The organism is Cupriavidus sp. 10L43_2, from assembly GCF_056395265.1.
In genome coordinates this window covers 1-24,344 of sequence record NZ_JBFTJE010000014.1, presented here as the reverse complement: position 1 = coordinate 24,344, position 24,344 = coordinate 1, and the positions used below count along the sequence as shown (strand labels likewise).

Sequence of the window (24,344 nt, the reverse complement as noted above, 5' to 3'; positions counted from 1 at the left end):
TCCGGAACAGCGTCGCCGCGAGCTCGCGTCGTTGCTGGCCAATGGCCTGGCCCGCCTGCGTAGCGCAGGCTCTCGGCAATCCGCAAATAGGGCCTCGGAGAACAAGTTTGAGCTTGGCTTCTCCGGCCACCAGCGCGTTCATTCAGACCCCGTCAACAAGATAACTACGGAGTCATGATGTGCCCGTCCACACATACGCTTTCAAYGCCGCCATCGGTGGCCGCGCAAATTGCCAAGTTGCCCGAACTGCCGATGGCCGAGATCAAGGCACTCTGGAAAAAGCTAATCGGCGGCGACACGCCAAACCACAACCGGCAGTTCCTTGAACGCCGCATCGCCTACCGGCTGCAGGAGGTGGAATTCCGCAAGGTTGACGCCAACCTGCTGGAGCGGAACAAGCGCCGCATCGCGTCCCTGGTGGATACCGGCAAGATGAAGAAACGGGACCGCGACTACCGTCCCGCGCCAGGCACGGTGCTGACCCGCGAATACCAACGCGTCGTATACCGGGTGGTCGCCACCGCCGACGGCCAGTACGAATTTGAGGGCCGGATGTACCCCAGCCTATCCGTGATCGCCCGCGAGATCACCGGAACCCGGTGGTCGGGGCCACTGTTCTTTGGGCTCAAAGCGCCGGGCAAGCCGAAGGCCGCCGTCAAGAAGGGAGCCCGGACATGAGTGAAGTTCTCAAACGACGCATGCGTTGCGCCGTCTACACCCGAAAATCCACTGACGAGGGACTGGACCAGGAGTACAACTCCATCGATGCCCAGCGCGACGCCGGCCACGCCTACATCGCCAGCCAGCGTGCCGAGGGCTGGATCCCGGTCGCCGACGACTACGACGACGCCGCATTCTCCGGTGGCAACATGGAACGCCCGGCCTTGAAACGCCTGATGGCCGATATCGAGGCCGGCAAGATCGATGTGGTCGTTATATACAAGATCGATCGCCTGACCCGCAGCCTCGCCGACTTCTCCAAGATGGTGGAGGTGTTCGAGCGCTACGGGGTGTCCTTTGTTTCGGTCACTCAGCAGTTCAACACGACGACCTCGATGGGCCGGTTGATGCTCAACATCCTCCTGTCCTTCGCCCAATTCGAACGCGAGGTCACCGGTGAGCGCATCCGCGACAAGATCGCCGCAAGTAAGCGCAAAGGCATGTGGATGGGTGGTGTGCCACCCCTTGGTTACGACGTCGAGAACCGGCGCCTGGTTCCGAATGAACGCGAGGCCAAGATCGTCCGCCATATCTTCCAGCGCTTCGTCGAACTCGGATCAGGCACCACGCTGGTCAAGGAACTGAAGCTTGACGGCGTGACATCCAAGGCATGGACCACTCAGGACGGCAAGGTCCGGGACGGCAAACCGATCGACAAGAGTCTGATCTACAAGCTGCTCAACAACCGAACCTATCTCGGTGAGCTGCGCCACAAAGAGCAGTGGTATCAGGCAGAGCATCCGCCAATCATCGACCGCAAACTGTGGGACAACGTCCACGCCATCCTGGCCACCAATGGCCGGGTGCGCGGCAACGCGACGCGGGCGACCGTGGCGTATCTGCTTAAGGGCATCGTGTTCGGCAACGATGGCCGTGCCCTGTCGCCGTGGCACACCACGAAGAAGAATGGGCGCCGGTACCGATACTACGTGCCACAGCGCGACGCCAAGGAACACGCGGGCGCATCGGGTCTGCCAAGACTGCCCGCCGCAGAACTCGAGTCGGCGGTGCTCGACCAACTGCGCGTGATCCTGCGCGCCCCGAATCTCCTGGGTGAGATGCTGCCGCAGGCAATCAAACTCGACCCGACCCTGGACGAAGCCAAGATCACCGTGGCTATGACAAGGCTTGATGCAATTTGGGATCAACTGTTCCCGGCCGAGCAGACCCGGATCGTCAAGTTGCTGGTCGAGAAGGTCATCGTGTCGCCCAACGACCTCGAAGTGCGGCTGCGCGCCAACGGCATTGAGCGCCTGGTTCTGGAACTGCGTCCAGAGCCTGCCGACCAACAAGAGGAGGCGCTGGCATGAGCGACATCCGCATCCAGAAGACCGGCGAGCCGGACATCCTGCAGACGAGCGACGGCAGGCTGACCCTGTCGGTACCGATTCAGATCAAACGCCGCAGTGGCCGCAAGCTGGTCACCCTGCCAAACGGTGAAACCAGCCCGGCCAGACCGTGGGACGTGGCACCGACGCCACTGCAGCTTGCGCTGGCCAGGGGCCACCGCTGGTTGGCCATGCTGGAATCGGGAGAAGCAAAGTCGCTGAAAGAGATCGCCGTGCGGGAGGGCATCGACAACAGCTACGTGAGCCGGATGGTCAACCTGACCACGCTGGCGCCCGATATCGTGGCCGCCATCCTGGACGACGCACTGCCAAACCACATCACGCTGTTCGATCTGGCGGTCGATCCGCCGGCTCTGTGGGATGAGCAGCGGGCCAAGCTCTTGTAGACCGAGTGGGGGCATCAGTATAAAATCGCGCAAGGTGCCCACCTTACTTGCACACGAGTAAAAAAAGGCGTTGCCTCACTGTCATTGAAAACCTCTCTTTAAAGCCTCGTCGTCGGGGACTTAAACGTGTGCGCCTGACCCGAAATCGGCGTGGCATTTAGGAAAGGTTTGTCATGACAATCAAAGAACTTGCGTACTCCGCGCAGCAATACCTTCAGGCCGGCAACAGCGGCTCATTCAAGAGAGCTCACATATATGAGCTGTTGGCGGCTTCCTTCGGCTTCAACTCTTTCGCCGCATTTGGCGTTGATACCGTTCTCACCGAGCATCGCCCGGATGACAAACGGGTAGCGCCGCAAAGCGCGATCATCAAGCGGCGTTGCATCGAGCTTGGGTATCACCCAGACAATGCTGATCTAGCCACGGCGGCGCTGCAATCCTTCTTGGCAGAGCGCCAGATTGGTGTCACGAGCATTTCGTCGCTAATCAGCCGGCTGCGAGGCGAATCGCCCAACCATGACGACTACCTTGAGGACGGCCAGGACGATCTATTCAATCCTGCTGACGAGGGTGGGTTCGGACCGATCTTGATGAACGGCCTGGAGGCTGCCGCCAGCAAGGGAAATGCTCTCGCTCATTACGCACTGGCGCTGATCCACGCCTCCGACGATGAAGGCGACGAACCGGACGCTGGGAGCTCCTACTGGTATTCCCAAGGGCAACAAGGTCGCGTGCTGACCGGGGTGGAAAAAGAATGGGCCGAAGCATACGAGGCTCGTCTCACTCAAGCCGAAAAGTACTTACGCCACCTCCGAGAGGCTGGTCGACTGGGCAATCAGCATGCGCTTCTCGACTTGGCGGACCGGTTTGACGACCCGTCCTACTTCGAGCAGTCGCGTCGCGATGTTGGCGCAGATCCAGCGGCAGTTGCCGCAATCGCAGAACGCATGGGGCGTACTGCTGATGCCAAGCATTGGTTGACCGTTGCTGCCGAGAGCGGCAACACGGATGCCATGCTCCAGCTCATCGAGGAACACGATCAAGGTGATCTGCTCCGATGCTGGACGTGGGTGTATCTCTCGCAGCTGGTTGGAACGGATCTGACCCGGGACGCGCACTACGCGATCAATGATGACGGTTCGGACTACGACGATGATGTCGGCGGGCCTGCTTATGTCGCTGGTCGCGATGGCGTAGCTCTCGATCCACTCAGTACAGAGCAAGACGCCGCTGCCAGGCTTGCCGCGCAGGATCTGTTTGAGCAGATTCAACGGAATGGTGAGGTGAGGCCGCTGCCGTAGCGTCGGGACGGAGGGCATTGCTACCCAGGTTATTCCCTCCGGTAGCCAATGCCGCAATCCAACCGTTGGATTCGTCCGCGCGTAACTCGTTGATCTGTATGTGGCCGGCTACCGACTGGAACGTAGCGGGAGCGGCCAGTTGCCGAGTCTGCTCGATAGGCAGCCAACCGGCCAAGAGCGGAAGGTGCACGAGGAATGTGGAAGGCTCGCCTCGACTACTTGGGATGTCCAATTCCGATGCGTGAAATCGTCAATCTCACTTTTCCCTCACGCTCAATTAACCGATGGTGGAGAATCTCCTGCACCGTCTTTCGGGGTAAGGACTGACCATTCGGTGCTGCCGCGATCGCAAAATCGAGCGCAAGTGCCAGTGTCCTGGACACAAGGAAGAGCGCACCAAGCGTCGTTTCATCCGATGTTCCCTTGATCATGCGGCTAGCGGTGTCCGTACCTAGCAGAGCGTGCCCGGCGGCCCACTTGCGCATGCGCCGGTAGGATAAAACGTGATCCGGGTCATTCGCATCAATCGGCAACAGGACCTGCAATTCGGTCAGTGTGCGGCATCCATAATACTTACTGAGCAAGTTCAACCAGTTGCCGATTGGATGCCGCCGTGGTCCCGCCATGTCCGCTGGAACAATCCGTAGGCCGTCTGAATGAGACAGATTGCGCAGCGCCACATGCAGCAGACTTGCCCCAACAATGGCCGTCAAGAGGCGGTCCACAAACCTGTACTCGGCAACTCCCAAGATGAGCGGCTGGCGTTGCCAAAACAGATCGACGTCATCGTTCACATCGTGGCCGCAGTGAGGACAAGGAAGCGGGATCGTAGACACCCCTGCGGCAACTTGGAAATAGAATCCTTCGATCATTTGAAAGAGGCTGATCAGGACTGGGAGGAGCGGACCACGATTGCTGCCGTGCGAATGCGATCGCAGATCCTCGATCTGCAACTTGTCCTGCAGGATGGCGACTGTGGTGTCCGAACTGTTCCCCCGTCCACGCAGCAAGTTCTCCAGGTTCTTGTACTGGTTACCGAGGTAGAGGCGAAGCCATGCCTGGTGGCTCCGGCCAGTCAGCAAATGGGCCAGAAAGTCCGGATCCGGCGCTGCTTCAACGCATGGAGTTAAACCCAGTATTCCCTTAAACAGCTTCAACGGCCGCTGGATGGTCATTGGAGAAAAGGGCACGATCACCATATCGGCGATCGTCTTTTCTGGGCGATTATTGCCGCTGGCCGGCGTCGTCATCTTTTCCACCAAAGGGAACACTTTCGGGTCGTAAGCGTACGATGATATGCATTGGGTTACAAGCAGCCCGCGCCCGTACCGGTCGGGCGCTCAAAATCCCGACATCATTATTGAATGGAGAGCATATGGCCAGAAGTCCGAATGATGACCGCAGCGACAGCATGAATCCGAACAACGATGCGTACTTGGCAAGCGAGAGCAATCGCGCGAATCAGATCGGTGCCAACGACGATGATGATGATGACTCGCCACGTCGCTCAAGTGGATCGTACTTTTCCAACTATTCAGCACCGATTGTAGCTGCATCCCCACCGCGCGTAATGGACGTGGAGGTGGTTATTCCGCCACCGCCGGTGCGCGTACAAGGTCTGTACCTATTGATCGTATCGAAGGGCGAGAAGCAGAGGCGCATTAAGGTGGACGCAGGTACCATTGAGGAGGCAGTCAACGATGCCAAGACGATCTGGGATCGCATGCCGCTCGCGTATCTAGCCCTGTACGACAAGAAAAACATCTATATCGAGGAATCGCGAAGCAAAAGGTTTAGTCTAGATTTGGTGCAATCGGTCGCCGCACTTGCAGAGCTTGAAAAGTTGATTTCGCTTGCGTCAAGCAAGACCAACTCGGCACGGCGCAGCTTGAATAGCGATATCGGTTCACGCTATGGACAGCACGCGCTTGAGCAGTTTCTCGAACGCTTTGGATCTTGCTACGCGGCTTTACAGGGCTTGCGGGCAGAGCGGTCAGAAAGGATTGAAAAGCTTCGCGCAAGCGGGTACAGCGTCTCCGAAGAAACGGCACTGGAGTTTGGGCAGGAAGGAAGGCTGACACAGGTCGTGGACGCCAACGCGCAATGGGTACTGGACTTTCAGTCCGGAAAAGCACAGATCGACCCACTTGTGGAAGCCTTCTCTCGTCCGGAGCGCATCCTGAACGTCAAGACATAGCAGGGCACTCACCAGACAAGCGCGGTTTATTATGTGTTTTCCACTTGCTGAATCGGGGCGGTTTCCTTTCACCTACCAATGCCAAAATAAAACGGCTTGATTAGTCCGCGTGTAAGTTATTGATTTTTATGGTGTTGAACCGTGGCCTTTGCGGACTTCGGGCCACTTCGGGAGCGCGAGGCCGGAGAGAATAATGGCCTGGAGAGAGTGAAAACGGGCGTTTTTCGAGGCCCACGCCGAAGGTCGAAGTCCGCAGGAACCCTCGGGAACCCACGCAGACACGCGGGAGTAGACGAAAAAAAACCAACCGGATGAAGGGTTGGTTTTTGGTAATGGTGGAGCCGGCGGGAATCGAACCCGCGTCCGCAAGCCCTCCACAGAGAGTTCTACATACTTAGTTCTGTCATTTGTTTTAACCGCCGCATCGCGGACGAACACGCTCTACGACGGCGAGTCACTAGGTTTTCGTCCTCGGGCCCGTGACACTCCCGAAGCTTATCTGACGTAAATGACCTCGCCAGTTCTTGCGAACCCTAGCCCGTCAGCGAGCCAGTGCGAGGACGGCTAGCCCTTAGGCAGCCAGTGCGTAACGTTCGTCGTTAGCAGTTATTACATTCCCATTGATTAACGAGGTGACGGGTCCTCGGTATGCCCTCCACTGCTTCGCAACCCACGTCGAAACCAGGTCGGCCCCAGTGTGAAGATGTAGGAGACGGATTGTACTCGCTTTGGCTGCCTGCCGGGGGCTTCAGTTCCCGAACAGCGCCAGCAGCTCGGCCGGGTGACGGATCAGGTAGTCCGCGCCCCAGGCTTCGGGCGGCTCGCCGTCGCCACAGTAGCCGTACGCGGCGGTCACCGTGGCCATGCCGGCCGCTTTGCCGGCCTGGATGTCGCGCAGGTCGTCACCCACATACAGGCAGCGTGCCGGTGCCACGCCGCTGACCTCGGCTGCATGCAGCAGCGGGGCGGGGTGGGGTTTGGCATGCGCGGTGGTGTCGCCGCTGACCACAGCCGAGGCGCGCGGCGCAAGGCCGATCGCGGCCACCAGCGGCACCGTGAAGCGGGCGATCTTGTTGGTCACGATGCCCCAGCGGATGCCGGCGGCTTCCAGCCGGGCCAGCACCTCGTCCATGCCGTCGAACAGGCGGGTGTGCACCGCGATGTCGGCCTCGTAGTAGTCGAGGAAGGTATCGCGCAGGGCGGGGAACTCGGGATCCTCGGGCGACTTGCCGAACGCCGCGCCGATCAGGCCGCGCGCGCCGTGCGAAGCCACCGGGCGCAACTTCTCATAGGCCACGGGCGGCAGGCCGCGCTCCACCACGAGCCGGTTGGCGGCTGCGGCGAGGTCAGGGGCTGTGTCGGCGAGCGTGCCGTCGAGATCGAAAAATACCGCGTCGAAGGTGCGCATGATTCAGTCCGCCGCCTTCGGCGCCGTCTTGCGGAAGGCCATCATGTAGTTGACGCCCGTGTCATGGCCGAGCGAGTACGTCTGCGACAACGGGTTGTAGGTCATGCCGCGCATCTCGATCAGGTCCAGCCCGGCCTGGCGCGCGAAGCGGGCCATTTCCGATGGCGTGATGAACTTCTCGTAGTCGTGGGTGCCGCGCGGCAGCATGTTCAGCACGTATTCGGCGCCGACGATGGCCAGCAGGTAGGCCTTGAGGTTGCGGTTGATCGTCGAGAAGAAGACGTAGCCGCCCGGGCGGACCAGTGTCGTGCAGGCGCGCACGATGGAGGCGGGGTCGGGCACGTGCTCGAGCATTTCCATGCAAGTCACCACGTCCACGCTGCCGGGGATGCGCGCGGCGAGGTCCTCGACGGCGATTTCCTCGTAGGTGACCGGCACGCCGGACTCCAGGCTATGCAGGTCCGCTACCTTGAGTGCCTTGGTAGACAGATCGATGCCGCGCACGGTGGCGCCAAGGCGCGCCATGCTTTCGGACAGGATGCCGCCTCCGCACCCAACGTCGATCACCTGTTTGCCGGGCAGGCGCGCGATGCCGTCGATCCAGCCCAGGCGCAGCGGGTTCAGGTCGTGGAGCGGCTTGAACTCGCTGTTCGGGTCCCACCACCGGTGGGCCAGCTCGCTGAACTTGTCGATCTCTTTCGGATCGGCGTTGCGACCGGTGGGGCTGCCAGCGGGGGAAAGGGTGGAGGTTTGCGACATCGTCAAAGGAGTGAGGTCCCGGGCGCATGGCCCGAAACCTGAGTGCGGAGAGAAGCGTCCGGCAACTGTACCAAAAATAGCGGGCAAAAAAAAAGCCCAGCTTGCGCTGGGCTTTCTTCATCGGAGAGGATCCGATTAACGTGCGCTGCGGGTGCCGACCACTTCGACTTCCACGCGACGGTTCGGCTGCTGGCAGGCGATCTGTGCCGTGCGGTTGCCCTTGCACGACTTCGGATCCACCTTCAGCTGGCGCTTGCCCTTGCCTTCGGTGTACACGCGGTTGGCTTCCACGCCCTTGCTCACCAGGTAAGCCTTGACGGATTCAGCACGACGGATCGACAGGCGATCGTTGTACTTGTCCGAACCGAACGMGTCGGTGTGGCCMACGGCGATRATCACTTCGAGGGTGATGCCTTGCAGCTTCGAGACCAGGTCGTCCAGCTTGGCCTTGCCTTCGGGCTTCAGAACAGCCTTGTCGAAGTCGAACAGGGTGTCAGCTGCGAAAGTGACCTTCTCGCTCGACACAACCGGAGGAGCCACCGGGGTCGGTGCCTGGGCCGGAGCAGCAGCCGGAGCCAGTGCGCCATCGCACAGGGCATTGGCCGTTGCCGGGGTCCAGGAGCTGTCGCGCCAGCAGAGCTCGTTCGTGCCATTCTTCCACACGTACTCGCTCGTACCGTTGCCCCAGTTGTCGTTCACAGCCTTCTTTTCATAGGGGACGGACTGGGCTTGAGCGGATGCAGCCATTACTGCGGTAGCTGCAACGAGCGCGAGCTTGGCAAATTTTTTCATATTTCTCCTCTCAGGATGAGATCACCGCAGGGTTACTGCGAGCAAATGGACGAAAACAAGTCATACATTCTTCGGAGTATAACATTCTCGATGTGGTGGATGCTCCACTTCGAACAATGTCTGGCTCTTCGCTGGGGAATTGTGCCACAAGGCTCGTTTCCTAAGAAGTAAATATATTCGATTCAACCCTGGGGTTTTAGCCCTGTGGTGTTTGTGCAACATCGCTCTTGCGGGGCCCGCAAACCCTTGTCCCGTATGGCTTGCGGGCGGTAGGCGCGGCGCTCCGGAGGGCGCTGGCGGGCCTGTTTCCGGGCCGTCCGGCGGGCGTCGGGAAGGGGTGGCGCGCGTGGTAGAATGCCATGTTGCCCGTCCTGGACAGGCGCCCCCGCCGGCGCCCCGGGACCAGGGTCTCATTCGCTAAAACCCGCCGCATAAACCAAGCCGCAATGGATCAATTCGCCAAAGAAACGCTTCCGGTTTCCCTGGAAGAGGAAATGCGCCGCTCATACCTGGATTACGCGATGAGCGTTATCGTCGGGCGTGCGCTTCCCGACGTCCGGGATGGCCTGAAACCAGTACATCGGCGCGTGCTCTTTGCGATGCATGAGCTGAATAACGACTGGAACCGGGCCTATAAGAAATCGGCCCGTATTGTCGGTGATGTGATCGGTAAGTATCACCCACACGGCGACACCGCCGTTTATGACACGATCGTCCGCATGGCGCAGCATTTCTCGCTGCGCTACATGCTGGTGGACGGGCAGGGCAACTTCGGCTCGGTCGATGGGGATAACGCGGCAGCCATGCGTTATACCGAAATCCGCCTGTCGAAAATTGCGCATGAAATGCTCCACGATATCGACAAGGAAACTGTCGATTTCGAGCCGAACTACGACGGTTCGGAAAAAGAACCGGGTATTTTGCCGGCGCGTATTCCGAATTTGCTGATCAATGGCTCGTCGGGTATTGCGGTGGGCATGGCCACCAATATTCCGCCGCATAACCTCAATGAGGTGGTCGACGCCTGCCTGCATCTGCTGCGCAATCCCGACGCCACGGTGGATGACCTGATCGAACTGGTGCCAGCGCCCGATTTTCCGACGGCCGGCATTATCTACGGCATCCAGGGCGTGCGCGAAGGCTATCGCACGGGCCGGGGCCGCATCATCATGCGCGCCCGGACGCACTTCGAGGACATCGACCGCGGCCAGCGCCAGGCGATCATCGTCGACGAACTGCCGTACCAGGTGAACAAGCGGACGCTTCTCGAGCGCATCGCCGAGCTGGTGACCGAGAAGAAGGTCGAGGGCATTTCCGACATCCGCGACGAGTCCGACAAGTCGGGCATGCGCGTGGTGGTCGAACTGAAGCGCAACGAAGTGCCCGAGGTTGTCCTGAACAACCTATATAAGAACACCCAGCTGCAGGACACCTTCGGCATGAACATGGTGGCGCTGGTCGACGGCCAGCCGCGCCTGCTGAACCTGCGCCAGATGCTGGACGCGTTCCTGTCGCACCGGCGCGAGGTGGTCACCCGCCGCACCGTGTTCGAGCTGCRCAAGGCGCGGGAGCGCGGTCACGTGCTGGAAGGCCTGGCCGTGGCGCTGGCGAACATCGACGAGTTCATCGCGATCATCAAGGCCGCGCCGACGCCGCCGATCGCCAAGCAGGAGCTGATGGCCAAGTCGTGGGATTCGGCACTCGTGCGCGACATGCTCGCGCGTGCCGAAAGCGACACTGCCGGCGGCCGTGCCTCGTATCGTCCGGATGGCCTGCCCGCCCTGTTCGGCATGCAGCCGGACGGCCTGTACCGCCTCTCCGACGGCCAGGCGCAGGAAATCCTGCAAATGCGCCTGCAACGCCTCACGGGCCTGGAGCAGGACAAGATCGTCCAGGAATACCGTGAAGTGATGGCGGTGATCGCGGACCTGCTGGACATCCTGGCGCGTCCGGAACGTATTACGACCATCATCACCGACGAACTCGGTGCCATCCGCGCCGAATTTGGCGACGAGCGCCGTTCCACCATCGAACTGAACGCGACCGAACTCGACACCGAGGATCTGATCACGCCGCAGGACATGGTGGTCACGCTCTCGCACAGCGGCTATATGAAGAGCCAGCCGATTTCCGAATACCGCGCGCAGAAACGTGGCGGGCGCGGCAAGCTGGCGACGGCCACCAAGGAAGACGACTGGATCGACACGCTGTTCGTGGCCAACACGCACGATTACATCCTGTGCTTCTCGAACCGCGGCCGGCTGTACTGGCTCAAGGTGTACGAGGTGCCGCAGGGGTCGCGCAACTCGCGTGGCCGTCCGATCGTTAACATGTTCCCGCTGGCCGATGGCGAGAAGATCAATGTGATCCTGCCGGTGCGCCAGTTCGACGCCGAGCACTTCATCTTCATGGCCACCGCACGCGGCACGGTCAAGAAGACCGCGCTGACCGAGTTCTCGAACCCGCGCAAGGCCGGCATCATCGCCGTGGACCTGGACGAGGGCGATTTCCTGATCGGCGCCGCCGTGACCGACGGCCAGCATGACGTGATGCTGTTCTCGGACGCCGGCAAGGCCGTGCGCTTCGACGAAAACGACGTGCGTCCGATGGGCCGTCAGGCCCGCGGCGTCCGCGGCATGAACCTCGAGGAAAGCCAGGCGGTCATCGCCATGCTGGTGGCGCCGGCAGAAACTGCGGTGGCTGAATCGACGGATTCTGCCGAATCGGCGGAAGCGACCGAAGGCAGTGCGGGTTCCGAGACCGCCGTCGCGGCGGTGGGCAGCGTGCTGACCGCCACCGAGAACGGCTACGGCAAGCGCACGCCGATCTCGGAATACACTCGACATGGCCGCGGCACCAAGGGCATGATTGCGATCCAGACCAGCGAGCGCAATGGCCGCGTGGTGGCTGCCGCGCTGGTATCTCCCGAGGACGAGATCATGCTGATCACGACCGGCGGCGTGCTGATCCGCACCCGTGTGGCCGAGATCCGCGAGATGGGCCGCGCCACGCAGGGCGTGACCCTGATCAACGTGGACGAGGGCACCAAGCTGTCGGGCCTGCAACGGATTGTCGAGACCGATGCCGATAATGGCGCCGGGATCGAGGGTGCCGAGGATGCGGACGCCGATGTGGTGGAAGGTGCCGCTGGCACCGCCGGGGCCGAAGGCGCCGACGGCGCAACCGACGCGGACGCGAATTCGTAATTTGTTGCAACAACAGGACGCCGGCCGGAACTCGCCAGACGGCCGTGCGGACTAAATCGGACATATTTTCCAGGGAGTCATAATGCTCAAAACCTATCGACGTATTGCTGTTCTGGCTGCTTTTGTCCCGACGATGATGGTGGCCCAGGCCGCCCACGCTCAGGCGCAGGATGCCGACAAGACCGCCGCCATCAAGGAACTGCTCTCCGTCATGCAGGCCGACCAGGCCGTGAAGGGCCAGGCCGACAACTGGCAGAACGGCGCCAAGCAGGAAGCGCCGCTGGTCCTCGAGCAAGTCCTCGTGGAAAACAAGACGCTGAACGACAAGCAGAAGCAGGCCGCTGTCGACAAGCTGAAGAAGAACGGCGCGGTGCAGCGCATGGTGGATGGCGCCGGTACGGCGTTCAACACCGACGGTTTCCGCCAGGACGCCATCAAGGCCCACTACGACGCGTTCGGCAAGTATTACAGCACGCAGGAAATCAAGGACCTGACCACGTTCCTGAAGTCGCCGACCGGCCAGAAGTTCATGGCCAACCAGGGCAAGGCGACCCAGGAAATCTGGGGTTCGATGATGCAGAAGTACGGCCCGCAGGTTGGCAAGTCGATGCGTGACTCGGCCGAGAAGGAAATCGCCGCCGCTTCGAAGTAAGTGATCCGCAAGGAATCGACGGCCGATCCGGCCGCCGAGCCGCTGCCCTAGCGGCGCGCGTTTGAGGGATAATGGCTGCCTGGTTCAAACCGGCAGCCATTTTTCCTTCTTCCTCCATGAACGATCCCCAGAATCCCGCCCTCGCTGGCCTGCAACGCAATGTGGCCGAGCGCGTGTTCAATTTCTCGCCCGGTCCGGCCGCACTGCCGACCGAAGTCCTGCAGCAGGCGGCCGAGGAAATGCTGTCGTGGCGCGGCACCGGCGTGTCGGTCATGGAGATGAGCCACCGCAGCCGCGAGTTCGAGGGGATCCACAACGAAGCCCTCGCCGATCTGCGAGAACTGCTCCATGTGCCGAAGAACTTCCGCATCCTTTTCCTGCAGGGCGGGGCGATTGGCCAGAATGGCATCGTGCCGCTGAACCTGGCCAGCCGCGTCAATGCGGCCAAGCCGAAGACCGATTTCGTCGTGACCGGCACGTGGTCGGTCAAGACCGAGCAGGAAGCGCGCCGCTATGGCGAGGTCAATATCGCGGCCTCAAGCGCGGATCGTAAATTTACGAAAATTCCGGATGTCGCCAGTTGGAAGCTGTCCGACGACGCGGCCTATGTGCACCTGTGCACGAACGAGACCATCGTCGGCGTGGAGTTCCAGGAGATTCCCGACATCGGCCAGACCGGCACGCACGACAAGGGCCGCATCGTGGTGGCCGACGCGTCCAGCCATATCCTTTCGCGCCCGATCGACTGGTCGCGCGTGCAGGTGGTGTACGGCGGGGCGCAGAAGAACATCGGCCCGGCCGGCGTGACCATCGTCATCGTGCGCGAGGACCTGATCGGCTTCGCGCACCCGCTGTGCCCGTCGGCGTTCAACTGGCGCCAGGTGGCCGAGCATGATTCGATGTACAACACGCCGCCCACCTATGCGATCTATATCGCCGGGCTCGTGTTCAAGTGGCTCAAGGCCCAGGGCGGCGTGGCCGGCATCGAGCAGCGCAATATCGCCAAGGCGCAGGCGCTGTACCGCTTCCTGGACCAGAGCGACTTTTACCGTAACGAGATTGACCCCAGCTGCCGCTCGCGCATGAACGTACCGTTCTTCCTGCGCGACGAATCGCGCAACGAAGCGTTCCTGACCCAGGCGCGCGCGAATGGCCTGGTACAGCTCAAGGGCCACAAGTCCGTGGGCGGCATGCGCGCCAGCATCTACAACGCCATGCCTCTGGAAGGCGTGACCGCGCTGATCGATTTCATGCGCGAATTCGAGCGTACCGCCGCCTGACGGCGGATTTGCACCGATTCTTCCCGGCCGCCGCCCCGGCGCGGCCCACCAGGCTTTGACATGACTAGCGAAGACAAGCGCGCGAGCAACGACGCGCCGCCCACAGGGAACCCCGGTCCCAGCGCCCAGGAGCAGGCGCTGTCCGCCGACCTCGCGCCGCTGCGCGGCCAGATCGACGCGGTGGACCGCGAACTGCTGGCGCTGCTGAACCGCCGCGCCCAGCTCGCCCTCGACGTGGGCGAGGTCAAGAAGAAGTACGGCGCGCCCGTGTTTCGTCCCGAACGTGAACTGCAGGTCATCCGCAAGGTGCAGGGCGCCAACCCGGGCCCGCTGCTGGGCGAGAGCGTGGCGTCGATCTGGCGCGAGGTGATGTCTGCCTGCCGTGGGCTGGAAAAGCCGCTTGAGATTGCGTTCCTCGGCCCGGCCGGCACGTTCTCCGAGCAGGCGCTGTACGCGCATTTCGGCCACGAAGTGAGCGGCGTGCCGTGCCCGAGCATCGACGAGGTGTTCCGCGCCGTGGAAGCCGGCACCGTCGAATATGGCGTGGTGCCCGTGGAGAACTCGACCGAAGGCGCGGTGTCGCGCACGCTCGACCTGTTCCTGCAGACCTCGCTAAAGATCAGCGGTGAGATTGCGCTCAAGGTCCATCACAACCTGATGGCCTCCACGCCGGACATGAAGGGCGTGACCGTGGTTCGCGCGCACGCCCAGGCGCTGGCGCAGTGCCAGCACTGGCTCACGGCCAACTATCCGCACCTGGAGCGCCAGGCGGTCTCGAGCAATGCCGAAGCTGCACGCATGGCGAGCGAAGACCCCACCGTGGCGGCCATCGCCGGCGAGTCGGCGGCCAACCGTTACCACCTGCATCTGGTGCGCACGCATATCCAGGACGATCCGCATAACCGCACGCGCTTTGCCGTGATTGGCCGTTATGAGACCGAGCCCTCGGGCAGTGATCAGACGTCTCTCATCCTGTCGGTGCCGAACAAGGCCGGTGCGGTGTACCAGTTGCTGGCGCCGCTGGCCGAGAACGGCGTGTCGATGTGCCGGTTCGAATCGCGTCCCGCGCGCAGTGGCGCGTGGGAGTACTACTTCTATGTGGACGTGGAAGGCCACCAGCACGAGGCCGCCGTGGCGCGCGCCCTGGAGGAACTGAAGCGCAATGCCGCGTACTTCAAGGTGCTCGGCTCATACCCGTCCAGCAAGTAAGCATCAAGGAGCGAACATGGCAGAACCAGGTAGCGCCGCCGACGACGCGCAGAATGCCGCCCACTATTTCGGGCCGTCCTATGTGAGAAAGATCTCGCCGTACATCGCCGGCAAGCCGATTGCCGAGGTGGCGCGCGAGTTCGGGCTGGACGAAGCGCGCATCGTCAAGCTGGCCTCGAACGAGAACCCGCTCGGCATGCCGGCCTCCGCCAAGTCCGCAATTGCGGTGGCGATGGACGAACTGGGTCGCTATCCGGACAGCAACGGTTTCGAGCTGAAGGCGAAGCTTTCGGCGAAATACGATGTCCCGGCCGAATGGCTGACCCTCGGCAACGGCAGCAACGACATCCTGGAACTGGCCGCCCACGCGCTGGTGCGGCCGGGCGAGTCGATCGTCTATGCCGAATACTCGTTTGCCGTCTATGCGCTCGCCTCGCAGGAAGTGGGCGCGCGCGCTATCGAGGTGAAGGCGCGCGACTACGGCCACGACCTCGGCGCGATGGCTGCGGCGATTGCGCCCGACACGCGCCTGGTCTTCATCGCCAATCCGAACAACCCGACCGGCACGTTCATTCCGGCGGCCGAGATCGAGGCGTTTCTGGCGAAAGTGCCATCCAATGTGGTGGTCGTGCTGGACGAGGCCTATAACGAATATCTCGATGCGGACCAGCAGTACGAGTCCGTGGCGTGGGTGCGCAAGTATCCGAACCTGATGGTTTCGCGCACGTTCTCGAAGGCCTATGGCCTGGCCGGGCTGCGCGTGGGCTACGGCGTTGCCCAGCCGCCGCTGACCGACCTGCTGAACCGCGTGCGCCAGCCGTTCAACGTGAACAGCCTGGCCCAGGCTGCCGCCGTGGCGGCGCTGGGCGATGCCGATTTCCTTGGCCGCAGCGCCACGCTGAACCGCGAAGGCAAGGCCCAGCTGGTGGCGGCGTTCGACCGGCTTGGCCTAGAGCACGTGAAGTCCTCCGGCAATTTCGTCATGGTCCGTGTGGGCACCGACGACGGCGCCGGCGCGCGGGTGAACCTGGCGCTGCTGAAGCAGGGTGTGATCGTGCGGCCGGTGGCCAACTACGGCCTGCCGCAGTGGCTGCGCGTGACGATCGGCCTGCACGAGGAGAACGCCGCGTTTATCGCCGCGCTCGAGCAGGCCTTGCAGTGATGAAGATGTCCGATTTTAAGTTTTCTGCCACGCAGGTGGCCTGATACCGTGAGCGCTCTGCATTTTTCCCGGGTTGTGATTGTCGGCGTGGGCCTGATTGGCGGCTCGCTGGCGCTGTCGCTGAAGCGCGCAGGCGTGGTGGGCACCGTGGTGGGCGTGGGCCGTTCGGCGGCCTCGCTCGAAAAGGCCAAGACGCTGGGCGTGATCGACGAGATTGCCTCGCTCGAAGACGCCGCGCGTGGCGCCAGCCTGATCGTGCTGTGCGCGCCGGTCGCCCAGACCTTCGCGCTGTTGCACGCGCTGGAGCCGCACCTGCAGCCGGGCACGATCGTGACCGACGCGGGCAGCACCAAGTCCGACGTGATCATGGCCGCCAAGACCGCCCTCGGCGACAAGGCTGCCCAGTTCGTCCCCGCCCACCCGATTGCCGGCCGCGAGCTGAGCGGCGTGGAGGCGGCGCTGAACGACCTCTACCTCGGCAAGAAGGTGGTGCTGTGCCCGTTGCAGGAGAACGCGCGGACTGACGTGGCCGCCGTGCGCGCGATGTGGGAATGCACCGGCGCCGATTGTCATGTGATGTCCGCGGTACAGCACGACGCCGTGTTCGCGGCGGTGAGCCACCTGCCGCACCTGCTGGCCTTCGCGCTGGTCGCCCAATTGGTCAATGCCGAGGATGCCGCGCTGAAACTCGATTTCGCAGGCGGTGGGTTCCGCGACTTCACGCGCATCGCGGGCTCCTCGCCCGAGATGTGGCGCGACATCTGCATCGCCAACAAGGAGGCGTTGCTGCGCGAGATCGACACCTATGAGAAGGTGCTCGCGCACCTGAAGACCCAGATCAAGGATGGCGATGGCGAGGGCCTGGAGCGCGTGTTCACGCGGGCCAGCGGCGCCCGCCTGAAGTGGGGCACCGCGCGCGCGGCTGCCACCAACGTCGAACCCTGAAGCGCGGAAGCCGCCCACATCATGGAACATCTGACCCTCGGCCCCCTGACGCGTGCTTCCGGCACGGTGCGGCTGCCCGGCTCGAAAAGCATCTCCAACCGCGTGCTGCTGCTGGCGGCGCTTGCCACCGGCCAGACGCGCGTGCGCGACCTGCTCGATTCCGACGACACCCGCGTCATGCTCGACGCCCTCAAGGTGCTCGGCGTGACCTGGCAGCGCGATGGTGGCGACTGCATCGTCACCGGCGCAGGTAGCAACTTTCCGAATAAATCGGCCGATCTGTTCATGGGCAACGCGGGCACGGCGATCCGTCCGCTGACCGCAGCGCTGGCCCTGCAGGGCGGCACGTACCGGCTCTCCGGCGTGCCGCGCATGCACGAACGGCCCATCGGCGATCTGGTCGATGGCCTGCGGCAGGTGGGGGCGTCCGTCGATTACCTCGGCACGGAAGGCTACCCGCCGCTCCAGATCAATCCGGCGCAGATCCGCATCGACGCGCCGATCCGTGTGCGCGGCGACGTATCGAGCCAGTTCCTGACCGCGCTGCTGATGACGCTGCCGATGGCCAGCGCGCCGTCCGGCCGCATCGAGATCGAGGTGGTCGGCGAGCTGATTTCGAAGCCGTATATCGAGATCACGCTGAACCTGCTCGCGCGCTTCGGCATCGACGTGGAGCGGCAGGGCTGGGGGCGCTTCATCCTCCCGGCCGGCGCGCAGTACCGCTCGCCGGGCGAAATCTACGTGGAAGGCGACGCCTCCACGGCATCGTATTTTCTTGCAGCCGGCGCGATCGGCGGCGGTCCGGTGCGCGTGGAAGGCGTGGGCCTGTCCAGCATCCAGGGCGACGTGCGCTTCGCCGATGCGCTGAACCGGATGGGCGCCAACGTCATGGCCGGCGACAACTGGGTCGAGGTGCGCGGCACCGAGCGCGACGACGGCCGGCTGAACGGCATCGAACTCGACTGCAACCACATTCCCGATGCCGCGATGACGCTGGCCGTGGCCGCCCTGTTCGCGGAAGGCACCACCACGCTGACCAATATCGCCAGCTGGCGGGTCAAGGAAACGGACCGGATTGCGGCGATGGCCACCGAACTGCGCAAGCTCGGCGCTACGGTGGAAGAGGGCGCCGACTACCTGCGTGTGACGCCGCCGCCCTCTGCGGCCGACTGGCGCACGCCAGCCGACGGCATCGGCACCTATGATGATCACCGCATGGCGATGTGCTTTTCGCTGGCGGCTTTCGGCCCGCTGCCGGTACGGATCAACGATCCCGGCTGCGTGGCCAAGACATTCCCGGAGTACTTCTCGGTGTTTGCCGGGGTGGCGCGGTAAGCGGTCACTCCGGTCAAATAGTGGCCGTGGCGTGCACCCCGTGTCCGGCGTGCGCGCTGGCGGCGCCGGACGCACTGCGTTCGCGCCGTTCCCAGTATTTATCGAAGAAGTAGTGGGCCACGGTATTCACGGCCGGCTCGATGAAGGTGATGGCACCGCTAATGGCCAGATTGCCAGTCAGCGCATAGGTCACGCTGAAGGCGATGCCCAGGTGCATGATGCCGAAAGTCAGGGTCTTGGCCATGATAGATTGCCTCGCATTCTTGGATTTGGCTCGGGATTCGGGATGGCTCGCCCGGGCTGTTCTGTGGGGACGGGTGGCGGGGAGGCCGCCCGTGCGAGCCATGGAACCAATGATAATGATTCTTAATTGATTTACAAAATCAATAGTTTTTAGCGCGCTAATAACCAATGACTATGATCGACGTCATCACCATTGATGGCCCCACGGCGTCCGGCAAGGGCACCGTGGCGCACAAGGTGGCCGACGCCCTTGGCTTTCACCTGCTCGACAGCGGTGCCCTCTACCGGCTCGTGGCGCTGGCGAGCGACCGCGCGGACGTGGACCTGCAGGACGTGTCCACTCTGGCAAAGATGGCGGCCCGCCTCGATGTGAAGTTCGGCCCGGACCGGGTCTGGCTGTCCGGCGAGGAGGTGAGCCAGGCCATCCGCGCCGAAGCCATCGGCAACCGCGCCTCGGCCATCGCCGTGCACCAGCCCGTGCGTGATGCGTTGACGGCACTCCAGCGCGGCTTCCGCAAGCTGCCCGGCCTCGTGGCCGACGGCCGCGACATGGGCACGGTGATCTTTCCCGAGGCCCGCCTCAAGGTCTTCCTGACCGCAAGTGTCGAGGCACGCGCCCGCAGGCGCTATAAACAATTGATTGATAAGGGAATTTCTGCTAATATCGAAGACCTTTTGCGTGACCTTGAGGCGCGCGACGCGCGGGATCGTTCCCGTGCCGCCGCCCCGCTGCGTCCCGCTGAAGACGCGCAACGGCTCGATACCTCCGACATGTCGGTAGATGAGGCTGTGGCGCAGGTGCTGGAGTGGTACACCGCCGTACGGCGTTGAACCGGTCTGGCGCTAACTGGAGCCTTGCCCCGGATGACCGGTGCAAGGCGTTCATCAACTAACCCCGCTGCGATGGCAGACTGAGCGCGATTGTCGCGCCGGCCAGCGTACTGCGGACTGCTCACACACGTTTATGTCCGACCTGCAAACTAACGAATCCTTTGCCGCACTGTTCGAGGAATCCGTCGCCCGCTCCAATATGAAGGCTGGCGAAGTGATCTCCGCTGAAGTCGTGCGCATCGACCACAACTTCGTGGTCGTCAACGCCGGCCTCAAGTCCGAGGCATTTGTGCCGGTGGAGGAGTTCCTGAACGACCAGGGCGAACTCGAAGTGCAGGCCGGCGACTATGTCTCCGTGGCCATCGATGCGCTCGAGAACGGCTATGGCGACACGATTCTGTCCCGCGACAAGGCCAAGCGCCTGGCATCGTGGCTGAACCTCGAGAAGGCGCTGGAAGACGGCGAAATCATCTCGGGTACCGTGACCGGCAAGGTCAAGGGCGGCCTGACCGTGATGGTCAATGGCATCCGTGCCTTCCTGCCCGGTTCGCTCGTCGACGTGCGTCCGATCAAGGACACCACGCCGTACGAAGGCAAGACCCTCGAATTCAAGGTTATCAAGCTCGACCGCAAGCGTAACAACGTTGTGCTGTCGCGCCGTGCCGTGGTGGAAGCCACGCTGGGCGAAGAGCGCCAGAAGCTGATGGAGACGCTGAAGGAAGGCGCCATCGTCAACGGTATCGTCAAGAACATCACCGACTACGGCGCGTTCGTGGACCTGGGTGGCATCGACGGCCTGCTGCACATCACCGACCTGGCATGGCGTCGCGTGCGTCATCCGAGCGAAGTGCTGTCGGTTGGCCAGGAAATCACCGCCAAGATCCTCAAGTTCGACCAGGAAAAGAACCGCGTCTCGCTGGGCGTGAAGCAACTGGGCGAAGATCCGTGGGTGGGCATCTCGCGTCGCTACCCGCAAGGCACCCGCCTGTTCGGCAAGGTGACCAACCTGACCGACTACGGCGCGTTCGTCGAGATCGAAGCCGGCATCGAAGGCCTGGTCCACGTGTCCGAAATGGACTGGACCAACAAGAACGTGGCCCCGTCGAAGGTTGTCCAGCTGGGCGACGAAGTGGAAGTCATGGTTCTGGATATCGACGAAGACAAGCGTCGTATCAGCCTGGGCATGAAGCAGTGCAAGGCCAATCCGTGGGACGATTTCAGCCGCAACCACAAGAAGGGCGACAAGCTGACGGGCCAGATCAAGTCGATCACCGACTTCGGCGTGTTCATCGGCCTGCCCGGTGGCATCGACGGCCTGGTGCACCTGTCCGACCTGTCCTGGCAAGAAACCGGCGAAGAGGCCGTGCGCAAGTACAAGAAGGGCGACGAAGTGGAAGCCGTGGTTCTGGGCATCGACGTCGACAAGGAACGCATCTCGCTGGGTATCAAGCAGCTGTCGGGCGACCCGTTCAACAACTTCATCTCGGCCAACGACAAGGGTTCGCTGGTCAACGGCGTGATCAAGGCCGTTGATGCCAAGGGCGCCGTGGTGCAGCTGGCTGACGACGTGGAAGGCTACCTGCGCGCCTCGGAAATCTCCGCGGACCGCGTGGAAGATGCCCGCAACGTGCTGAAGGAAGGCGAGCAGATCACGGCCCTGGTGGTGAACGTGGACCGCAAGTCGCGCAACATCAACCTGTCGATCAAGGCCAAGGACAACGTGGAACAGCAGGAAGCCATGCAAAAGTTCCAGGCTGACACCGGCACGGCTGGCACGACCAACCTCGGCGCACTGCTGAAGGCCAAGCTCGGCCAGGACAACCAGTAATCGTCAGCGCCCGCGCCCGCGAGACCGCCCATGACCAAGTCCGAGCTCGTCGAAAAACTGGCTGCCCGTTTCCCGCAGTTGTTGCTGCGGGATGCGGACATCTCGGTGAAAACGATTCTCGACGCGATGTCCGAAGCCCTGGCCGATGGCCATCGCATCGAGATTCGCGGCTTCGGCAGCTTTGGTTTGAATCGGCGGCCTCCGCGCGTGGGCCGCAACCCCAAGTCCGGCGAACGTGTGCTGGTGCCCGAAAAACGGGTGCCGCACTTCAAGGCGGGCAAGGAGTTGCGCGAACGCGTGGACCGTAGCCCGGGGCCGTCGCATAACGGCCAGACCGTGCATCACGGCAATGGCTCGCATGGCGATCACGCCGCGCAGGCCATGTCGGGCGCGCAGGTATCGGCTCCGGCCGGCACGCTGCACGAGGATGGCCAGCTCAACCTGGTTCGGTCCTGACGCGAACGCGGTGACAATCTGGAAGTCTGTTGGAAAGCGCTCCCTCGGGAGCGCTTTTTTGTTTGGGGCGCCACGGTGCGCGGCGCGACCAAACGTTACCGTTTGCCTGAAGTGATTCCGCTACAATGCCGGGAACCCGTCGCCGGGAGCCATGGCGCACATTACGCGCGTCCATGCTTTCGTTGTCCTGAGTCCCGATGGCCGTCACCGCATGAAACTCATCGCCTGGATTTTCCGCATCGTCCTGTTCGCCCTGCTGTTCGTCCTGGCATTGCGCAACACCGAGGATGCGTCCCTGCAGCTGTTCCTTGGCGCCGTGTGGCATGCGCCGCTGATCCTGATCCTGCTGGCCGCGTTCGGGCTGGGTATCGTCGCGGCGCTGGCCGCGGTGGCGCCGGCGCTGATGCGTCAGCGGATGGAGGCCACGCGGCTGCGCCGCGCGCTGGCCCAGGCGCGCGTGCCGATGCCGGCGGACACCGTGCCGCCCGAGGCCAAGCCCGGCGTTCCCTATAACGTAGTCGGCCCGAAAGTCTGACCCATGATGTTTGAAACCTGGTGGCTGCTGGTACTGCCGCTTGTCTTTGGCCTTGGCTGGGTGGCGGCGCGGTTCGACCTGCGCCAGTTGATCAGCGAGCAGGGCGCGCTGCCGCGCTCGTATTTCAAGGGCCTCAATTTCCTGCTCAACGAGCAACCGGACCAGGCCATCGACGCCTTCGTCGAAGTGGCCCGGCTCGACCCCGAAACCACCGAACTCCACTTCGCGCTGGGCGCGCTGTTCCGCCGCCGTGGCGAGACCGAACGCGCGATCCGCGTTCATCAGAACCTGGCCACGCGTCCGGACCTGCCCGAGCCCGAGCGCGAGCACGCGCTCTATGAACTGGGCCAGGACTTCCTGCGCGCCGGGCTGCTCGACCGCGCCGAGGAGTCGCTGCGCCGGCTGATGTCGGGCCCGTACGCGGCGTCGGCCAAGCGTGTGCTGTTGGAACTGTACGAAGTCGAGAAGGAATGGCAGAAGGCCATCGACGCCGCGCGCGAGCTGCAGACGCTTGAGCAGAAAGACTACAGCATCCAGATCGCCCAATTCTGCTGCGAACTGGCGCAGGACGCGCTCCAGAAGAAGCGGCCCGAGGACGCCGTGGGGTGGCTGCGCCGCGCGAGCGAGGAGAACCCGGCCAACGTGCGCGCGCCGATCCTGCTTGGCGACGTAGCGATGGCTAGCGGCGACGCCCGCGCCGCGCTGGGCCACTGGCTCGGCATTGAGACGCAGGATGCGGCCTACCTGCCGCTGGTGGCCGACCGCGTGGTCAAGGCCTACGGCACGCTCGGCGAACAGGGCCAGGCCATCGACTGGCTGCGCGGGCTGCTCAAGGGCAACCTCGCGCCGGAACTGCTCGATACCGCCTATCGCACCGAACTGGACGTGAACGGCCCGGAGGCCGCCGCCGCGCTGATGCGCGAGCAACTGCGCCGCCAACCCACGCTGCTGGCGCTGACCCGCTACTTCGAGGCGCAGGCCGCCGAGATGCAGGCCGTGGAAACCGCTGCTGCCGAAGGCGCCGCCGTGGCCACGGCTGGCGGCGAAGCCGTCGCGCAGGACCAGACGTCAGAGGTGGTCGCCATCCGCGACCTGCTGCAAGTGCTATGAAAGTCACAATTATCGGTAGCGGCTATGTCGGCCTGGTCACCGGCGCCTGCCTGGCGGAACTCGGCAATTCGGTGTTCTGTCTCGATGTGGACGAACGCAAGATCGCCATGCTCAACGCGGGCGGCGTGCCGATCTATGAGCCGGGTCTCAAGGAAYTGATCGAGCGCAACCGCGCCGCCGGCCGCCTGACCTTYTCGACCGATGTGGCCGCCAGCGTGGAGCACGCCGACGTCCAGTTCATCGCCGTGGGCACGCCGCCGGACGAGGATGGCTCGGCGGACCTGCAATACGTGCTGGCCGCCGCGCGCAATATCGGCCGCCACATGACCGGCCTCAAGGTGGTGGTGGACAAGTCCACRGTCCCWGTGGGCACCGGCGACCGCGTCGCCGCCGTCATCCGCGAGGAACTGGCCGCCCGCGGGCTGGAAGACCTCCAGTTCTCGGTGGTCTCRAACCCCGAGTTCCTGAAGGAAGGCGCCGCCGTGGAAGACTTCATGCGCCCGGACCGCATCGTGCTGGGCTGCTCGCCCGACGTGGCCGGCCGCCATGCCAAGGCCATCATGCGCGAGCTGTACTCGCCGTTCAACCGCAACCACGAACGCACCTTCTATATGGATGTGCGCTCGGCCGAGTTCACCAA

Annotated in this window: 22 protein-coding genes, 1 other RNA gene and 1 pseudogene; 18 read left to right on the top strand and 6 right to left on the bottom strand. The window is 63.1% G+C overall.

Annotated elements, in window-relative coordinates:
• Positions 1-174 precede the first annotated feature (174 nt).
• The 4 genes from AC1DEL_RS19005 to AC1DEL_RS18990 all read left to right on the top strand — a co-directional run bounded on the left by AC1DEL_RS19005 (position 175) and on the right by AC1DEL_RS18990 (position 3,756).
• Positions 175-678: a DUF2924 domain-containing protein gene (locus AC1DEL_RS19005; protein WP_477159150.1), complete on the top strand. Its 504-nt coding sequence runs from the start codon at positions 175-177 to the stop codon at positions 676-678.
• Positions 675-2,030, top strand: a complete 1,356-nt coding sequence (locus AC1DEL_RS19000; protein WP_477126100.1) for a recombinase family protein — start codon at positions 675-677, stop codon at positions 2,028-2,030. The genes AC1DEL_RS19005 and AC1DEL_RS19000 overlap by 4 nt, the downstream gene beginning before the upstream one ends.
• A complete protein-coding gene (locus tag AC1DEL_RS18995; RefSeq protein WP_477126099.1) occupies positions 2,027-2,455 on the top strand; it encodes a LacI family transcriptional regulator in 429 nt (142 codons plus the stop codon). Before AC1DEL_RS19000 ends, AC1DEL_RS18995 begins: the two co-directional genes overlap by 4 nt.
• A gap of 173 nt (positions 2,456-2,628) precedes the next feature.
• Complete coding sequence (locus AC1DEL_RS18990; RefSeq protein WP_477126098.1) at positions 2,629-3,756, top strand: hypothetical protein; 1,128 nt, start codon at positions 2,629-2,631, stop codon at positions 3,754-3,756.
• A gap of 215 nt (positions 3,757-3,971) precedes the next feature.
• Here AC1DEL_RS18990 and AC1DEL_RS18985 read toward each other — a convergent pair whose 3' ends face one another.
• Entirely contained in the window at positions 3,972-5,006 is a 1,035-nt protein-coding gene (locus AC1DEL_RS18985; RefSeq protein ID WP_477126097.1) for a hypothetical protein, read from the bottom strand.
• A gap of 161 nt (positions 5,007-5,167) precedes the next feature.
• On the opposite strand from AC1DEL_RS18985, the gene AC1DEL_RS18980 reads away from it, so the two are divergent.
• On the top strand, positions 5,168-5,953 hold the full coding sequence (locus AC1DEL_RS18980; RefSeq protein WP_477126096.1) for a hypothetical protein: 786 nt from the start codon (positions 5,168-5,170) through the stop codon (positions 5,951-5,953).
• Between the two features lie 333 nt (positions 5,954-6,286).
• Here AC1DEL_RS18980 and ssrA read toward each other — a convergent pair.
• The 4 genes from ssrA to ompA all read right to left on the bottom strand — a co-directional run bounded on the left by ssrA (position 6,287) and on the right by ompA (position 8,912).
• Positions 6,287-6,647, bottom strand: a transfer-messenger RNA (tmRNA) gene (gene ssrA / locus AC1DEL_RS18975).
• A 54-nt stretch (positions 6,648-6,701) separates the two neighbouring features.
• Positions 6,702-7,361 (bottom strand): phosphoglycolate phosphatase, encoded by a 660-nt coding sequence (gph, locus tag AC1DEL_RS18970; RefSeq protein ID WP_477126095.1) that lies wholly within the window; start codon positions 7,359-7,361, stop codon positions 6,702-6,704.
• Between the two features lie 3 nt (positions 7,362-7,364).
• The gene (gene ubiG / locus AC1DEL_RS18965) at positions 7,365-8,120 is read right to left on the bottom strand and encodes a bifunctional 2-polyprenyl-6-hydroxyphenol methylase/3-demethylubiquinol 3-O-methyltransferase UbiG (RefSeq protein WP_092298389.1); all 756 of its coding nucleotides are present in this window, start codon (positions 8,118-8,120) and stop codon (positions 7,365-7,367) included.
• Between the two features lie 135 nt (positions 8,121-8,255).
• Positions 8,256-8,912, bottom strand: a complete 657-nt coding sequence (ompA, locus tag AC1DEL_RS18960; RefSeq protein ID WP_477159149.1) for an outer membrane protein OmpA — start codon at positions 8,910-8,912, stop codon at positions 8,256-8,258.
• Between the two features lie 446 nt (positions 8,913-9,358).
• On the opposite strand from ompA, the gene gyrA reads away from it, so the two are divergent.
• The 7 genes from gyrA to aroA all read left to right on the top strand — a co-directional run bounded on the left by gyrA (position 9,359) and on the right by aroA (position 18,701).
• The gene (gene gyrA, locus AC1DEL_RS18955; protein WP_477159148.1) at positions 9,359-12,118 is read left to right on the top strand and encodes a DNA gyrase subunit A; all 2,760 of its coding nucleotides are present in this window, start codon (positions 9,359-9,361) and stop codon (positions 12,116-12,118) included.
• Positions 12,119-12,200: 82 nt separating this feature from the next.
• The gene (locus AC1DEL_RS18950) at positions 12,201-12,770 is read left to right on the top strand and encodes a DUF2059 domain-containing protein (RefSeq protein WP_092298398.1); all 570 of its coding nucleotides are present in this window, start codon (positions 12,201-12,203) and stop codon (positions 12,768-12,770) included.
• Positions 12,771-12,886: 116 nt separating this feature from the next.
• Positions 12,887-14,050: a 3-phosphoserine/phosphohydroxythreonine transaminase gene (gene serC / locus AC1DEL_RS18945; RefSeq protein WP_477126094.1), complete on the top strand. Its 1,164-nt coding sequence runs from the start codon at positions 12,887-12,889 to the stop codon at positions 14,048-14,050.
• Between the two features lie 60 nt (positions 14,051-14,110).
• Complete coding sequence (gene pheA, locus AC1DEL_RS18940; protein ID WP_092298405.1) at positions 14,111-15,259, top strand: prephenate dehydratase; 1,149 nt, start codon at positions 14,111-14,113, stop codon at positions 15,257-15,259.
• A 16-nt stretch (positions 15,260-15,275) separates the two neighbouring features.
• Positions 15,276-16,421 carry a histidinol-phosphate transaminase gene (gene hisC, locus AC1DEL_RS18935; RefSeq protein ID WP_477126093.1) on the top strand — a complete coding sequence of 382 codons (1,146 nt, stop codon included), beginning with the start codon at positions 15,276-15,278 and terminating at the stop codon, positions 16,419-16,421.
• 48 nt (positions 16,422-16,469) lie between these two features.
• The gene (locus AC1DEL_RS18930; protein WP_092298410.1) at positions 16,470-17,366 is read left to right on the top strand and encodes a prephenate dehydrogenase; all 897 of its coding nucleotides are present in this window, start codon (positions 16,470-16,472) and stop codon (positions 17,364-17,366) included.
• A 21-nt stretch (positions 17,367-17,387) separates the two neighbouring features.
• Positions 17,388-18,701: a 3-phosphoshikimate 1-carboxyvinyltransferase gene (aroA, locus tag AC1DEL_RS18925; RefSeq protein WP_092298413.1), complete on the top strand. Its 1,314-nt coding sequence runs from the start codon at positions 17,388-17,390 to the stop codon at positions 18,699-18,701.
• A gap of 13 nt (positions 18,702-18,714) precedes the next feature.
• On the opposite strand, the gene AC1DEL_RS18920 is transcribed toward aroA, so the two are convergent.
• Positions 18,715-18,945, bottom strand: coding sequence for a DUF2061 domain-containing protein (locus AC1DEL_RS18920; RefSeq protein ID WP_092298416.1), 231 nt, complete (start codon positions 18,943-18,945; stop codon positions 18,715-18,717).
• Between the two features lie 167 nt (positions 18,946-19,112).
• Here AC1DEL_RS18920 and cmk point away from each other — a divergent pair, with 167 nt between their 5' ends.
• From cmk to AC1DEL_RS18890, 6 genes and pseudogenes are all read left to right on the top strand, one after another.
• The gene (gene cmk / locus AC1DEL_RS18915; protein WP_092298419.1) at positions 19,113-19,775 is read left to right on the top strand and encodes a (d)CMP kinase; all 663 of its coding nucleotides are present in this window, start codon (positions 19,113-19,115) and stop codon (positions 19,773-19,775) included.
• Between the two features lie 40 nt (positions 19,776-19,815).
• Positions 19,816-21,603 (top strand): 30S ribosomal protein S1, encoded by a 1,788-nt coding sequence (rpsA, locus tag AC1DEL_RS18910; RefSeq protein WP_255370926.1) that lies wholly within the window; start codon positions 19,816-19,818, stop codon positions 21,601-21,603.
• Between the two features lie 30 nt (positions 21,604-21,633).
• Positions 21,634-22,059 carry an integration host factor subunit beta gene (locus tag AC1DEL_RS18905; protein WP_092298425.1) on the top strand — a complete coding sequence of 142 codons (426 nt, stop codon included), beginning with the start codon at positions 21,634-21,636 and terminating at the stop codon, positions 22,057-22,059.
• A 211-nt stretch (positions 22,060-22,270) separates the two neighbouring features.
• Positions 22,271-22,594: a lipopolysaccharide assembly protein LapA domain-containing protein gene (locus AC1DEL_RS18900; protein ID WP_092298428.1), complete on the top strand. Its 324-nt coding sequence runs from the start codon at positions 22,271-22,273 to the stop codon at positions 22,592-22,594.
• Between the two features lie 3 nt (positions 22,595-22,597).
• Positions 22,598-23,698, top strand: a pseudogene (gene lapB / locus AC1DEL_RS18895) (lipopolysaccharide assembly protein LapB); the annotation flags it as partial.
• A 2-nt stretch (positions 23,699-23,700) separates the two neighbouring features.
• On the top strand, positions 23,701-24,344 hold a 644-nt coding region (locus tag AC1DEL_RS18890; RefSeq protein WP_477159147.1), incomplete at its 3' end, for a UDP-glucose dehydrogenase family protein.

Coding starts and splice junctions, on each gene's coding strand:
- AC1DEL_RS19000 (WP_477126100.1), top strand. CDS start 675: ATGAGTGAAGTTCTCAAACGACGCATGCGTTGCGCCGTCTACACCCGA.
- AC1DEL_RS18995 (WP_477126099.1), top strand. CDS start 2,027: ATGAGCGACATCCGCATCCAGAAGACCGGCGAGCCGGACATCCTGCAG.
- AC1DEL_RS18990 (WP_477126098.1), top strand. CDS start 2,629: ATGACAATCAAAGAACTTGCGTACTCCGCGCAGCAATACCTTCAGGCC.
- AC1DEL_RS18985 (WP_477126097.1), bottom strand. CDS start 5,006: ATGACGACGCCGGCCAGCGGCAATAATCGCCCAGAAAAGACGATCGCC.
- AC1DEL_RS18980 (WP_477126096.1), top strand. CDS start 5,168: ATGAATCCGAACAACGATGCGTACTTGGCAAGCGAGAGCAATCGCGCG.
- gph (WP_477126095.1), bottom strand. CDS start 7,361: ATGCGCACCTTCGACGCGGTATTTTTCGATCTCGACGGCACGCTCGCC.
- ubiG (WP_092298389.1), bottom strand. CDS start 8,120: ATGTCGCAAACCTCCACCCTTTCCCCCGCTGGCAGCCCCACCGGTCGC.
- AC1DEL_RS18950 (WP_092298398.1), top strand. CDS start 12,201: ATGCTCAAAACCTATCGACGTATTGCTGTTCTGGCTGCTTTTGTCCCG.
- serC (WP_477126094.1), top strand. CDS start 12,887: ATGAACGATCCCCAGAATCCCGCCCTCGCTGGCCTGCAACGCAATGTG.
- pheA (WP_092298405.1), top strand. CDS start 14,111: ATGACTAGCGAAGACAAGCGCGCGAGCAACGACGCGCCGCCCACAGGG.
- hisC (WP_477126093.1), top strand. CDS start 15,276: ATGGCAGAACCAGGTAGCGCCGCCGACGACGCGCAGAATGCCGCCCAC.
- aroA (WP_092298413.1), top strand. CDS start 17,388: ATGGAACATCTGACCCTCGGCCCCCTGACGCGTGCTTCCGGCACGGTG.
- AC1DEL_RS18920 (WP_092298416.1), bottom strand. CDS start 18,945: ATGGCCAAGACCCTGACTTTCGGCATCATGCACCTGGGCATCGCCTTC.
- cmk (WP_092298419.1), top strand. CDS start 19,113: ATGACTATGATCGACGTCATCACCATTGATGGCCCCACGGCGTCCGGC.
- AC1DEL_RS18905 (WP_092298425.1), top strand. CDS start 21,634: ATGACCAAGTCCGAGCTCGTCGAAAAACTGGCTGCCCGTTTCCCGCAG.
- AC1DEL_RS18900 (WP_092298428.1), top strand. CDS start 22,271: ATGAAACTCATCGCCTGGATTTTCCGCATCGTCCTGTTCGCCCTGCTG.